Genomic DNA, 14,364 nt, shown 5'->3' with positions numbered 1-14,364 from the left:
GTCAGCTTCGATGGATGTGAAAATCAGGGCCCTACTCTCAATTACTGCTGGAGTTCAACGCTTCAGTCAGGGCAGCTTCAACTTCGCTCGCGCTGACACGCAATGGTTTGTCAACTTCACGACGACGCTTACGTTCGCTGTGATAAGCCAAACCTGTACCAGCCGGGATCAGACGACCCACAACCACGTTCTCCTTCAGCCCACGTAGATAATCGCGCTTGCCGGTTACCGCTGCCTCGGTCAATACGCGAGTAGTCTCTTGGAAAGACGCTGCGGAAATAAACGATTCAGTCGACAGCGACGCCTTGGTAATGCCAAGTAGAACGCGAGTGAACTTGGATACAAACTTCTCGTCCGCAGCCAAACGCTCGTTCTCTACCAATACGTGAGTCAACTCCATCTGGTCGCCCTTGATGAAAGTCGAATCGCCAGACTCAGCGATTTCCACCTTACGCAACATCTGACGCAGAATCGTTTCGATGTGCTTATCGTTGATCTTCACGCCTTGCAGGCGGTAAACATCCTGGATCTCGTTGACGATATATTTTGCCAGAGCACTGACACCCAACAAACGCAAAATGTCGTGCGGATCACTAGGACCGTCTGAGATGACTTCGCCACGACTCACTTGCTCGCCTTCGAAGACGTTCAGGTGGCGCCACTTCGGAATCAGTTCTTCGTACGGGTCACTACCATCGTTCGGGGTGATAACCAGACGACGCTTGCCCTTGGTCTCCTTACCGAACGCAATGGTGCCGCTGACTTCAGCCAGGATAGAGGCTTCTTTCGGACGACGCGCTTCGAACAAGTCGGCAACACGCGGCAGACCACCAGTGATGTCGCGGGTTTTGGAAGTTTCTTGCGGGATACGGGCGATAACATCACCGACACCGACCTGCGCACCATCCGCAACACCTACCAAGGCATTAGCCGGCAGGAAGTACTGAGCCGGTACGTCAGTACCTGGCAGTAACAGATCCTTGCCATCTACGCCAACCATCTTGACCGCAGGACGAATGTCTTTGCCTGCTGCAGGACGGTCTTTGGCATCCAACACTTCAATGTTGGTCAAACCGGTCAATTCGTCAGTCTGACGTTTGATCGTAATGCCTTCTTCCATGCCCACGTAGGTCACGGTACCTTTCATTTCGGTAACGATCGGGTGAGTGTGCGGGTCCCACTTGGCTACGATAGAGCCAGCATCGACCTTGTCGCCTTCCTTCACCAGAATCAAAGCACCGTAAGGCAGCTTGTAACGCTCACGCTCGCGACCGAATTCGTCTGCGATGGCCAGCTCACCTGAGCGGGATACCGCTACCAGGTGACCGTCAAGACGCTCAACGTGTTTCAGGTTGTGCAGACGAACGATACCGCCGTTCTTGACCTGAACGCTGTCTGCAGCAGATGTCCGACTTGCCGCACCACCAATGTGGAACGTACGCATCGTCAACTGAGTACCAGGCTCACCGATCGACTGAGCAGCAATTACGCCGACAGCTTCACCGATGTTGACCTGATGACCGCGAGCCAGGTCACGACCGTAGCATTTGGCACAGATGCCATAGCGAGTCTCGCAGCTAATCGGCGAACGCACGATAACTTCATCGATACTGTTCAACTCGATGAACTCGACCCACTTCTCGTCGATCAACGAACCGGCAGGAACGATGACTTCATCGGTGCCAGGTTTGAACACGTCACGGGCGATCACTCGACCCAGTACGCGCTCACCCAATGGTTCTACAACATCGCCGCCTTCAATGTGCGGAGTCATCAGCAGACCGTGTTCGGTTCCGCAGTCGACTTCGGTCACAACCAGATCCTGAGCCACGTCTACCAGACGACGGGTCAGATAACCGGAGTTCGCGGTTTTCAATGCGGTATCCGCCAAACCTTTACGAGCACCGTGAGTGGAGATGAAGTACTGAAGTACGCTCAAACCTTCCCGGAAGTTCGCGGTGATCGGCGTCTCGATGATCGAGCCGTCCGGCTTGGCCATCAAACCACGCATACCAGCGAGCTGACGAATCTGCGCAGCAGAACCCCGAGCACCGGAGTCAGCCATCATGTACATCGAGTTGAAGGATTCCTGATCAACTTCGACGCCGTGACGGTCGATAACGCGCTCTTTGGACAGGTTCGACATCATCGCTTTCGAGACTTCGTCGTTTGCCTTGGACCAAAGGTCGATGACCTTGTTGTACTTCTCGCCCTGAGTAACCAGGCCAGATGCGTACTGGCTTTCGATCTCTTTAACTTCTTCGGTCGCCGCGTCGATAATGCGAGCTTTCTCATCAGGGATAACGAAGTCGTTAACGCCGATAGAAACACCCGAAATGGTCGAGTAGGCAAAACCGGTGTACATCAGCTGGTCAGCGAAAATGACCGTCTCCTTCAAACCAACCACACGGTAGCACTGGTTGATCAGCTTGGAGATCGCCTTCTTCTTCATCGGCTGGTTGACTACGTCGTACGACAGGCCGGCCGGAACCACCTGGAACAACAACGCACGGCCGACAGTAGTATCGACGATACGAGTGTTCTTAACGCTACCGCCATCACGATCGTTAACGGTTTCGTGGATGCGGACTTTGACTTTGGCATGCAGCGCAGCTTCGCCAGCGCGGAATACACGGTCAACTTCTTGCAGATCCGCGAACACACGACCTTCGCCCTTGGCATTGATCGCTTCACGAGTCATGTAGTACAGGCCCAATACAACGTCCTGCGAAGGAACGATGATTGGCTCACCGTTGGCTGGCGACAGAATGTTGTTGGTCGACATCATCAGCGCGCGTGCTTCGAGCTGGGCTTCCAGCGTCAGCGGGACGTGAACAGCCATCTGGTCGCCGTCGAAGTCGGCGTTGTACGCAGCACAAACCAGAGGGTGCAGCTGAATAGCTTTACCTTCGATCAGAACCGGTTCAAACGCCTGGATTCCCAGACGGTGAAGCGTCGGAGCACGGTTCAGTAGCACTGGGTGTTCGCGAATCACTTCAGCGAGAACGTCCCAAACTTCCGGCAGCTCGCGCTCGACCATTTTCTTGGCAGCTTTGATGGTGGTCGCAAGACCGCGCATTTCCAGCTTGCCGAAAATGAATGGCTTGAATAGCTCAAGGGCCATTTTTTTCGGCAGACCGCACTGATGCAGACGCAAGGTCGGGCCTACGGTAATAACCGAACGACCAGAGTAGTCAACACGCTTACCGAGCAAGTTCTGACGGAAACGACCCTGTTTACCCTTGATCATGTCAGCCAGGGATTTCAGAGGACGCTTGTTCGAACCAGTGATGGCACGACCACGACGACCGTTGTCCAACAGCGCATCGACAGCTTCCTGCAACATACGCTTTTCGTTGCGCACGATGATGTCAGGGGCGGACAGATCCAGCAGGCGCTTCAAACGGTTGTTACGGTTGATCACTCGACGATACAGATCGTTGAGGTCGGAAGTCGCGAAACGACCACCATCCAGCGGAACCAGGGGACGCAGATCTGGCGGGAGAACCGGCAGAACAGTCAACACCATCCACTCAGGAAGGTTGCCGGAACCCTGGAAGGCCTCCATCAACTTCAGGCGCTTGGACAGCTTCTTGATCTTGGTTTCCGAATTGGTTTGCGGAATCTCTTCGCGCAGCCGGCCAATCTCGTGTTCCAGGTCAATAGCATGCAAAAGCTCACGGACGGCCTCGGCACCCATGCGGGCGTCGAAGTCATCACCGAACTCTTCAAGGGCTTCGAAGTATTGCTCGTCGTTCAGCAACTGACCTTTTTCAAGGGTGGTCATGCCTGGATCGATAACGACATAGCTCTCGAAATAGAGAACACGCTCGATATCACGCAGGGTCATGTCCATCAGCAAACCGATACGGGACGGCAGCGACTTCAGGAACCAGATGTGAGCAACCGGCGAAGCCAGTTCGATGTGAGCCATGCGCTCACGACGGACCTTGGCTAGTGCAACTTCAACGCCACACTTCTCGCAAATCACACCACGGTGCTTCAAGCGCTTGTACTTACCGCACAGGCACTCGTAATCCTTGACCGGGCCAAAGATCTTGGCGCAGAACAGGCCGTCACGCTCAGGTTTGAACGTACGGTAGTTGATGGTTTCCGGTTTTTTAACTTCACCGAACGACCACGAACGGATCATCTCAGGCGATGCCAATCCAATGCGGATGGCGTCGAACTCTTCGACTTGACCCTGGTTTTTCAGCAAATTCAGTAGGTCTTTCAAGGCCTTTCCTCCTGGCGGAGCAGAGGGCGGTCGTACAGACCCAACCCTCGATTCGCGTCACGTGTTATTCGGTTTCCAGATCGATATCGATACCGAGCGAACGGATTTCTTTGATCAACACGTTGAAGGACTCGGGCATGCCCGGCTCCATGCGGTGATCGCCGTCCACGATGTTTTTGTACATCTTGGTACGACCGTTTACATCGTCCGACTTCACTGTGAGCATTTCTTGCAGAGTGTATGCCGCGCCATATGCTTCCAGCGCCCAGACCTCCATCTCCCCGAAACGCTGACCACCGAACTGAGCCTTACCACCCAACGGTTGCTGGGTAACCAGGCTGTATGAGCCAGTGGAACGCGCATGCATCTTGTCGTCCACCAAGTGGTTCAGCTTCAGCATGTACATGTAGCCAACAGTAACCGGACGCTCAAATTTGTTGCCGGTACGACCGTCGAACAGTTGCATCTGACCGCTTTCTGGCATATCTGCCAGTTTCAGCATGGCCTTGATTTCGCTTTCCTTGGCGCCATCAAACACTGGCGTCGCCATCGGAACGCCACCACGAAGATTCTTCGCGAGATCGAGGATTTCCTGATCGGACAGGTCTTCCAGACTTTCCTGGCGGCCACCGATTTCGTTGTATATCTCGTTCAGGAACTTACGTAGATCTGCAACCTTGCGTTGTTCCTCCAGCATGCGGTTGATCTTCTCGCCCAGACCTTTAGCCGCAAGGCCAAGGTGAGTCTCGAGAATCTGACCGACGTTCATGCGTGAAGGTACACCCAATGGGTTGAGGACGATATCCACCGGCGTGCCATTGGCATCGTGCGGCATGTCTTCAACCGGCATGATCACGGAGACCACACCTTTGTTACCGTGACGTCCGGCCATTTTATCGCCAGGCTGAATGCGACGACGGATGGCGAGGTATACCTTAACGATCTTCAGAACACCCGGCGCCAGGTCATCGCCCTGTTGCAGCTTGCGCTTCTTGTCTTCGAACTTATCATCTAGCAGGCGACGGCGATCAACGATGTAAGCCTGAGCCTTCTCGAGCTGCTCGTTCAAAGCATCCTCAGCCATGCGCAGCTTGAACCACTGACCGTGCTCAAGACCGTCGAGCACTTCGTCAGTGATTTCCTGACCTTTCTTCAGGCCAGCACCACCTTCGGCAATACGACCAACCAGCGCGGAACGCAGACGCTCGAACGTAGCGCCTTCAACGATGCGGAACTCTTCGTTCAGATCTTTACGAATTTCGTCAAGCTGGGTCTTCTCGATAGACAAGGCACGAGCATCACGCTCAACACCGTCACGCGTGAAGACCTGTACGTCAATAACAGTACCCTTGGTACCAGTAGGTACGCGCAGGGAAGTGTCTTTAACGTCGCTTGCCTTCTCACCGAAGATCGCACGCAACAGTTTTTCTTCTGGGGTCAGCTGAGTCTCGCCTTTCGGAGTGACCTTACCTACCAGAATGTCGCCAGCGCCGACTTCTGCACCAACATAAACGATACCGGCTTCGTCCAGCTTGTTCAGAGCTGCTTCACCCACGTTAGGAATGTCAGCGGTGATCTCTTCAGGCCCAAGCTTGGTGTCACGAGCCACACAGGTTAGTTCCTGAATATGGATCGTCGTAAAACGGTCTTCCTGAACAACACGCTCGGACAGGCAGATGGAGTCTTCGAAGTTGAAGCCGTTCCATGCCATGAACGCGATGCGCATGTTCTGACCCAACGCCAGCTCACCCATGTCGGTGGACGGACCATCGGCCATGATGTCGCTACGCTGAACGCGATCACCCTTGCTCACCAACGGACGCTGGTTGATGCAAGTGTTTTGGTTCGAGCGGGTGTATTTGGTCAGGTTGTAGATGTCGACACCGGCTTCGCCAGTTTCTACTTCATCATCTGCAACGCGAACAACGATACGGCTTGCATCGACCGAGTCGATGACGCCACCGCGACGGGCAACCACACAAACGCCGGAGTCACGCGCAACGTTGCGCTCCATGCCAGTACCTACCAGCGGCTTGTCAGCACGCAGGGTTGGTACAGCTTGACGCTGCATGTTCGAACCCATCAACGCACGGTTGGCGTCGTCGTGCTCAAGGAACGGGATCAACGATGCTGCAACCGACACAACCTGCTTCGGCGAAACGTCCATCAACGTGACGTCTTCCGGTGCCTTGACCGTAAATTCGTTCAGGTGACGAACAGCTACCAACTCGTCGATCAGTTGCTTCTTGTCGTTCATTGCCGCAGATGCCTGGGCGATGACGTGATCCGCTTCTTCAATAGCAGAAAGGAAGACAATTTCATCAGTCACCAGCGCATCTTTCACCACGCGGTATGGGCTCTCAAGGAAACCATACTGGTTGGTGCGCGCGTAGGCAGCTAAGGAGTTGATCAGACCGATGTTCGGACCTTCCGGCGTTTCGATCGGGCAAACACGACCGTAGTGTGTCGGGTGTACGTCACGAACTTCGAAGCCTGCACGCTCACGAGTTAAGCCACCAGGGCCCAGTGCAGAAACACGACGCTTGTGCGTGATCTCCGACAGAGGGTTGTTCTGGTCCATGAACTGGGAGAGCTGACTGGAGCCGAAGAACTCTTTGACCGCAGCAGCAACCGGCTTGGCATTGATCAAGTCTTGAGGCATCAGACCTTCACTTTCTGCCATTGACAGACGCTCTTTAACCGCACGCTCAACACGCACCAGACCGACACGGAACTGGTTCTCGGCCATCTCACCAACGCAACGAACACGACGGTTACCAAGGTGGTCGATGTCATCGACGATGCCTTTGCCGTTACGGATATCAACGAGGGTTTTGAGAACCGCGACGATATCTTCTTTGCACAACACGCCCGAACCTTCGATTTCGGTACGACCGATACGACGGTTGAACTTCATCCGGCCGACCGCAGACAGGTCGTAGCGCTCAGGACTGAAGAACAGGTTGTTGAACAAGGTTTCGGCAGCGTCTTTGGTTGGCGGCTCGCCAGGACGCATCATGCGATAAATTTCTACCAGGGCTTCCAGTTGGTTGCCGGTCGAATCGATCTTTAATGTGTCGGAGATGAACGGGCCGCAGTCGATATCGTTGGTGTACAACGTTTCAATGCGAACGACCTGAGCCTTGGCAATCTTGGCCAGAATTTCAGTGTTCAGCTCGGTGTTGCACTCGGCGATGATCTCACCCGTTGCCGGATGCACGATAGCCTTGGCGGTAGTGCGACCCAAGACATAATCCAGAGGCACTTCCAGCTCTTTGATACAGGCCTTTTCCAGCTGGTTGATATGGCGAGCAGTAATACGGCGACCTTGCTCGACAATGACCTTGCCTTTGTCATCCAGGATATCCAGAACGGCAATTTCGCCGCGCAGGCGCTGAGGCACCAGCTCCAAACTCAGGTTTTCACCCTGAACGTGGAAAACGTTGGTGGTATAAAAAGCATCCAGCACTTGTTCGGTCGTGTAACCCAGCGCACGCAACAGCACCGACGCAGGCAGCTTGCGACGACGGTCGATACGGACGAATACACAGTCCTTTGGATCGAATTCGAAGTCCAGCCAAGAACCACGGTAAGGAATGATCCGAGCCGAATAGAGCAGCTTGCCGGAGCTGTGAGTCTTGCCACGGTCGTGGTCGAAGAATACGCCCGGGGAACGGTGTAACTGGGAAACGATAACGCGCTCGGTACCATTGATAACGAAGGTACCGTTCTCAGTCATCAGGGGAATTTCACCCATGTAGACTTCTTGCTCTTTGATGTCCTTGATCGCTTTGTTCGACGATTCTTTGTCGAAAATGATCAGACGCACTTTTACCCGCAAAGGTACGGCGTACGTTACGCCGCGCAGCACGCATTCCTTGACATCAAAAGCCGGTTCGCCCAGACGATATCCGACGTACTCCAGCGCAGCATTGCCGGAATAGCTGATGATCGGGAAAACGGATTTGAAGGCCGCATGCAGGCCCACGTCGCGGAACTGATCTTTAGTCGCTCCCGCTTGCAAGAATTCACGATACGAATCCAGCTGGATGGCCAGGAGGTAAGGCACATCCATGACGTCCGGCAACTTGCTAAAGTCCTTGCGGATACGTTTTTTCTCAGTATATGAGTAAGCCATCAGCGTTCCCCAGCTTGGTCACCTGCTTGTTTGGCCTCTCCCGACGGGAGCAGCCAGAAAATCTTGCAAACCCCATGGTTTGCGCCACCGTTCGAGGTGGTTACAGCACGTTAATGGCACCGACCGAGCCGGCGGCCAATAACGGAAAAAGGCCGGTGGCAGAAGCCACCAGCCATCAGCCTTACGCTAAACGCGCGGGCTGGAGACACAAGGTCGATGCTTATTTCAGCTCGACTTTAGCGCCTGCTTCTTCCAAGGTAGCCTTGGCTTTGTCAGCAGCTTCTTTAGCTACAGCTTCCAGAACGATGCCTGGCGCGCCGTCAACTACAGCCTTGGCTTCTTTCAAGCCCAGGCCGGTCAGCTCACGTACAGCCTTGATCACGTTAACTTTCTTCTCGCCAGCTTCAAGCAGCATGACGTTGAATTCAGTTTGCTCTTCAACAACAGCAGCGGCAGCAGCCGGGCCAGCAGAAGCGGCAGCTGCGGTAACACCGAACTTTTCTTCGAAGGCTTTGATCAGCTCAACAACCTGCAGAACGGACATCTCGCTTACTGCGTTGAGGATATCGTCTTGAGAGATAGACATGAATCTAATTCCTGAATTGGGGACGGCCTACGCGACCATCGAAATAAACAAAAATACGCGAACGAAACGCGGAGCCCTTAGGCTGCAGCAGCTTCTTTTTGGTCGCGAATAGCCGCCAGAGTACGAGCCAACTTGCTGGTAGCGCCTTGAATCACGCTCATCAGCTGAGAAATTGCTTCGTCACGGGTCGGCAGAGTTGCCAGTACGTCGATCTGATTAGCTGCGAGGAACTTGCCCTCGAACGCAGCTGCCTTGATCTCGAACTTATCCTGACCTTTGGCGAACTCTTTGAACAAACGGGCAGCAGCGCCTGGATGCTCGTTGGAGAACGCAATCAAGGTCGGGCCGGTGAACGCATCGTTGAGGACACTGTATTGGGTGTCAGCAACGGCACGCCTAAGCAGAGTGTTACGTACGACACGTACATATACACCAGCTTCACGAGCCTCTTTACGGAGTCCGGTCATTGCGCCTACTGTCACACCGCGGGCATCAGCCACAACAGCGGAAAGAGCGACTTTGGCAGCCTCGTTGACTTCAGCGACGATGGCCTTCTTGTCTTCGAGTTTAATTGCCACGGGTTTAACTCCTGCTTGTTACCGTTTCATCTGGCCGGGGCCCGATGTCGTTTTGGTGTCTGATTCGGTAAGGAACCGGGAGCACCATCTGCGTAGGCTTGAGTTTTAAGACTTTCGCCGCCTACGGTCTTGGATAGCCCCCGCAAAGCAGGGACCCCAATTTTTGGATGACACGGCTACCCGTGCCATACCGGTCTTACGCGTCCAACGAACCTTGGTCAATGACCAGGCCCGGGCCCATGGTGGTGCTCAGGGTAACGCGCTTGACGTAGATACCTTTCGAGGAAGCAGGCTTGATACGCTTCAGATCAGCGATCAGGGCTTCAACGTTCTCTTTCAGCTTGTCCGCATCGAAGCCGACTTTGCCGACGGAAGTGTGGATGATGCCGTTTTTGTCGGTGCGATAACGAACCTGACCAGCTTTGGCGTTTTTAACCGCGGTAGCTACGTCTGGAGTCACAGTGCCGACTTTAGGGTTAGGCATCAGGCCGCGTGGGCCCAGGATCTGACCCAACTGACCCACAACGCGCATGGCATCCGGGGAGGCAATAACGACGTCGTAGTTCAGATCGCCAGCTTTCATTTCAGCAGCCAGATCATCCATACCAACGCGATCAGCGCCAGCAGCCAAGGCAGCTTCAGCAGCCGGCCCCTGGGTGAAGACAGCGACACGAACTGTCTTGCCTGTGCCGTGCGGCAGCACTGTAGCGCTACGAACAACCTGGTCAGATTTACGCGGGTCAACACCAAGATTCACGGCGATGTCAACAGACTCGCCGAACTTCACAGTCGACAGTTCGGTCAGCAAAGCTGCTGCGTCAACGAAGTTGTAAGATTTACCTGGTTCGATCTTGGCAGCAATTGCCTTTTGGCGCTTAGTCAGCTTAGCCATTACACACCCTCCACGTTAAGGCCCATGCTACGAGCAGAACCGGCGATAGTACGCACAGCAGCGTCCATATCAGCAGCGGTCAGATCGGCATTTTTTGCCTTTGCGATATCTTCGAGTTGAGCACGGGTAACGGTGCCAACCTTAACGGTGTTCGGACGTGCCGAGCCGCTGGTCAGGCCAGCTGCTTTTTTCAGCAGAACCGAAGCCGGGGTGCTTTTGGTTTCAAAAGTGAAACTACGATCACTATAAACAGTGATGATCACTGGAGTTGGCAGACCTGGTTCAATACCCTGAGTACGGGCGTTGAAAGCCTTGCAAAACTCCATGATGTTCACGCCATGCTGACCCAAAGCAGGACCAACTGGTGGGCTTGGGTTAGCCTGAGCGGCTTTCACTTGAAGCTTGATGTAAGCGGTAATCTTCTTGGCCATGAGGCACTCCAATTACGGGTTCAAACGCCTTAAAAGGCTCCCCGGTTACTTGCGCGTTTATCCCGGTGACGAAAAAACCCCACAGCCCAGGGCTGCGGGGTATGGGATTCTCGTCCAGTTATGCCTTTTCGACCTGACTGAACTCAAGCTCCACCGGAGTGGAGCGTCCGAAAATAAGCACAGCCACTTGGATCCGGCTTTTTTCGTAGTTAACTTCTTCTACAGTACCGTTGAAATCAGCGAAAGGACCGTCAGTAACACGAACGACCTCACCCGGTTCAAACAGCGTCTTGGGTTTTGGCTTATCACTACCATCAGCGACGCGACGTAGAATCGCCTCAGCCTCTTTATCAGTGATCGGCGCAGGCTTATCCGCCGTGCCACCAATAAAACCCATGACACGAGGTGTATCCTTGACCAAGTGCCAAGTGCCCTCGTTCATATCCATCTGGACAAGCACATAGCCTGGAAAGAATTTACGCTCGCTTTTGCGTTTCTGGCCGTTACGCATTTCCACCACTTCTTCAGTGGGGACCAGAATTTCGCCAAAACCTTCTTCCATGCCTGCCAGCTTTACACGCTCCATTAACGAGCGCATAACATGCTTCTCGTAACCCGAGTAAGCATGAACAACGTACCAACGCTTAGCCACGGGACACCCTTAGCCAACAATCAAGGAAACAAGCCAGCCGAGCAGGGAATCTAAACCCCACAACAGCAGCGCCATTACGAGAACCACAGCCACCACAATTAGCGTGGTCTGCGTAGTTTCTTGGCGAGTAGGCCATACGACTTTACGAATTTCGGCGCGAGCTTCCTTGGCCAACACGAAGAAAGCCTTGCCCTTACCAGTCTGCAAGCCCACATAAGCAGCAACTGCAGCGATGGCCAGCAATGCAAGCACGCGATACAGGATTGGCTGCGCCGAGTAGTATTGATTTCCAACGACGCCGACTACAATCAAAACGACTACAACGAGCCATTTAAACAGATCAAAGCGGGAGTCTTGGGCTTCAGCCTTTGGATTCATCTACTAAAATCCTGTGAAAAGAAAGCCAGAGACATTTAGTGAATCTGGCAGGTCAGGAGGGAATCGAACCCCCAACCTACGGTTTTGGAGACCGTCGCTCTGCCAATTGAGCTACTGACCTAAAAGCAAAATCAGGCCGACCATTATGATGACCCGACAAGAAGATTTCAACAGCTATTCGTAAAACCCTGAGACGCGGCCTTCCGGACAACTGCAGGCGGCAGAGCCACTACCTGGACGTAGACACCCAAGCGCGCAGAACCCGACACCTAAAACAAAGGCAGATATTTTCATATCTGCCTTAGCAATGGAGCTCTTGAGCGGATTTGAACCGCTGACCTCACCCTTACCAAGGGTGTGCTCTACCAACTGAGCTACAAGAGCAAAACACATCGCACAACCAGCAAACCTGGAGCGGGTGGCGGGAATCGAACCCGCATCATCAGCTTGGAAGGCTGAGGTTCTACCACTAAACTACACCCGCAGAGCTTACTGCTTACGCTCGAAATTTGGTGGAGGGGGAAGGATTCGAACCTTCGAAGTCGTAGACGTCAGATTTACAGTCTGATCCCTTTGGCCGCTCGGGAACCCCTCCTAAGCGAGGCAGCATTCTCAACTCATGCTGCCCTTCTGTCAACCTTTTTTCTCATAAAAAACCTGAGGTTACAAACGTTGACACTTGCTTTGCTAGCTTATGTAACCGCCCCACACTGCGAAGCGGGCGCCATTCTATGCAAACTACTCGGTAGTTGCAATGCCTTCACAAGACATTATTTTACTTTTTAAACGTGGAAAATCCTGAACCAGCCCACCGAGCAAACTGTCATCCATCAAACGGCGACTCTCTGGAGATACTTTCAGCCAGTAGACATTATCTGAATCATCACGCCGCTCAAATTGAGTCTGAATATCAAGGCTAGTCAAACGCTGCTCAATAGTCCGCACATCTACCTGAGACATATCCCCGCCGAGATACAGACATTTATCGCTATCTGCACGCTGACTGGCGCTACCCTCCTCCCCCACCCCAGACTCACTGAGCAAATGAATGCCCTGCTGAGATCCGCGATAGGAAGAGAGCGGCATAACCTCTTTGACTCGAAGCGGCGCCTCCTGCTGATGCCAAGCGTAGTAAAGAGCGTTCAACATCAATAAAACTAAAAAGATCCAACGCATCAGAACCTCATGACAATGGTCAAACCGTAGCGAACAGCACTCAGACACAAGCATATAGGCTGGAGCCCAACATCTTAGCCGAGCTGAATGGACAGTTTCCTGAAGTTCAGATCACGCATTACTTGCGCACTGATCGCGCAAACGAAGACTCAATTCGCCGCCACTGAAGATCTCTTCCCGCCCCTCGACCTCGAGCCTCAACCCGCCCGCAGAATTAACGCCCAAGACGACGCCTTGAATAACGTTCGACCCAGCCAGCAACGTTACCTCACAGCCTTGCCACAGATGGTTTCCCTCCCACTCATGCTGGAACGCCGCGAACCCACTTTCCCTGTGAGCAGTTAGGTATTGCGCCAGGTTCTGAGTTAAGCCAATAGCAACCAGATTGCGATCAAAGGTGACGCCCCCCTCAAGACGCATCGAGGTCCAGGACTGATCGACCTCAGTCGATGCACGCATGTTCACATTAATGCCAATACCTATTACTACATGACAGACATCAGCCGGATCCCCCGTAAGCTCAAGAAGAATACCAGCGAGCTTGCGGCGACCGACCAAAATATCATTTGGCCACTTCAGCCCAGCAGCAATAATTCCTGCATCTCTCAGCGTTTTAATTACTGCAAGACCCACAAGCAGACTAAGACCTTCGAGCTGGCGCATCCCACCATCAATCCTCAGCGCCAGACTGTAGTAGAGATTTTCCGCAAAAGGGCTGACCCACTTTCGACCTCGCCGCCCCCGCCCTGCCGTTTGCTGCTCTGCCAATACCAACAGAGGCAACGCATGCCCGCCACCTATCAACCGCATAGCTTCAGCGTTGGTTGAATCGAGGCTGTCGCATATACAAACCGACCATCCAAGACTTGAAATTGCTACTGATATCTCTCCGGCACTCAATAAACAGATAGGACTGGCCAGGCGATACCCTCGACCACGCACCTTGTGGACTTCAACATTAAGTTCAGACTCTAACTGCTGAAGCCTCTTCCAGACTGCTGCCCTAGTTATACCCAGCGCATCACCCAGAGCCTGCCCTGAATGAAACTCTCCATTTTCAAGAAGCCTCAACAACTTCCGCATTAGCATTAGCCCTAACGATCAGAAACGCATCATAGCCATGCGCTCAATTAATGCATAGAAGGCAGGGGTGGCGACCGGAGTGGTAGCCGCAGCTGAAAGGGGGGCTTGGGCTACAGGCCTAAAGCAGCCTTCAGCAACCCCGGCACTTTTCCGAGCGCATAAACAAACCCCCTCACCGCGTAAGCGATGAGGGGGCTCGGAATCAATCTTGAC

10 protein-coding genes and 4 tRNA genes are annotated in these 14,364 nt (G+C 53.6%); all 14 read right to left on the bottom strand.

Annotation, left to right across the window (positions count from 1 at the left end):
- Positions 1–37: 37 nt before the first annotated feature.
- The 14 genes from rpoC to birA all read right to left on the bottom strand — a co-directional run bounded on the left by rpoC (position 38) and on the right by birA (position 14,151).
- Positions 38–4,237, bottom strand: coding sequence for a DNA-directed RNA polymerase subunit beta' (gene rpoC / locus VGC62_RS01995; protein WP_331185426.1), 4,200 nt, complete (start codon positions 4,235–4,237; stop codon positions 38–40).
- A gap of 64 nt (positions 4,238–4,301) precedes the next feature.
- The gene (rpoB, locus tag VGC62_RS01990) at positions 4,302–8,375 is read right to left on the bottom strand and encodes a DNA-directed RNA polymerase subunit beta (RefSeq protein ID WP_331185425.1); all 4,074 of its coding nucleotides are present in this window, start codon (positions 8,373–8,375) and stop codon (positions 4,302–4,304) included.
- Positions 8,376–8,595: 220 nt separating this feature from the next.
- Positions 8,596–8,961, bottom strand: a complete 366-nt coding sequence (rplL, locus tag VGC62_RS01985) for a 50S ribosomal protein L7/L12 (protein ID WP_331185424.1) — start codon at positions 8,959–8,961, stop codon at positions 8,596–8,598.
- Positions 8,962–9,038: 77 nt separating this feature from the next.
- Positions 9,039–9,539, bottom strand: a complete 501-nt coding sequence (rplJ, locus tag VGC62_RS01980) for a 50S ribosomal protein L10 (RefSeq protein ID WP_331185423.1) — start codon at positions 9,537–9,539, stop codon at positions 9,039–9,041.
- Between the two features lie 196 nt (positions 9,540–9,735).
- Complete coding sequence (gene rplA / locus VGC62_RS01975; RefSeq protein ID WP_331185422.1) at positions 9,736–10,431, bottom strand: 50S ribosomal protein L1; 696 nt, start codon at positions 10,429–10,431, stop codon at positions 9,736–9,738.
- Positions 10,431–10,862 carry a 50S ribosomal protein L11 gene (gene rplK / locus VGC62_RS01970; protein WP_065833634.1) on the bottom strand — a complete coding sequence of 144 codons (432 nt, stop codon included), beginning with the start codon at positions 10,860–10,862 and terminating at the stop codon, positions 10,431–10,433. Before rplK ends, rplA begins: the two co-directional genes overlap by 1 nt.
- Positions 10,863–10,980: 118 nt before the next feature.
- Complete coding sequence (nusG, locus tag VGC62_RS01965; protein WP_150804249.1) at positions 10,981–11,514, bottom strand: transcription termination/antitermination protein NusG; 534 nt, start codon at positions 11,512–11,514, stop codon at positions 10,981–10,983.
- Positions 11,515–11,523: 9 nt separating this feature from the next.
- Positions 11,524–11,892: a preprotein translocase subunit SecE gene (gene secE, locus VGC62_RS01960; protein ID WP_331185421.1), complete on the bottom strand. Its 369-nt coding sequence runs from the start codon at positions 11,890–11,892 to the stop codon at positions 11,524–11,526.
- A gap of 45 nt (positions 11,893–11,937) precedes the next feature.
- A tRNA-Trp gene (locus tag VGC62_RS01955) sits at positions 11,938–12,013 on the bottom strand.
- Positions 12,014–12,200: 187 nt separating this feature from the next.
- Positions 12,201–12,276 (bottom strand) — tRNA-Thr (locus tag VGC62_RS01950).
- Between the two features lie 26 nt (positions 12,277–12,302).
- A tRNA-Gly gene (locus VGC62_RS01945) sits at positions 12,303–12,376 on the bottom strand.
- A gap of 26 nt (positions 12,377–12,402) precedes the next feature.
- A tRNA-Tyr gene (locus VGC62_RS01940) sits at positions 12,403–12,487 on the bottom strand.
- Between the two features lie 143 nt (positions 12,488–12,630).
- On the bottom strand, positions 12,631–13,068 hold the full coding sequence (locus tag VGC62_RS01935; protein WP_331185420.1) for a hypothetical protein: 438 nt from the start codon (positions 13,066–13,068) through the stop codon (positions 12,631–12,633).
- A gap of 111 nt (positions 13,069–13,179) precedes the next feature.
- Positions 13,180–14,151, bottom strand: a complete 972-nt coding sequence (gene birA, locus VGC62_RS01930) for a bifunctional biotin--[acetyl-CoA-carboxylase] ligase/biotin operon repressor BirA (RefSeq protein ID WP_331185419.1) — start codon at positions 14,149–14,151, stop codon at positions 13,180–13,182.
- Positions 14,152–14,364 lie beyond the last annotated feature (213 nt).

This window comes from Pseudomonas sp., assembly GCF_036404235.1.
Classification (GTDB): domain Bacteria; phylum Pseudomonadota; class Gammaproteobacteria; order Pseudomonadales; family Pseudomonadaceae; genus Aquipseudomonas.
This window is presented reverse-complemented; position numbering and strand designations above follow the sequence as displayed.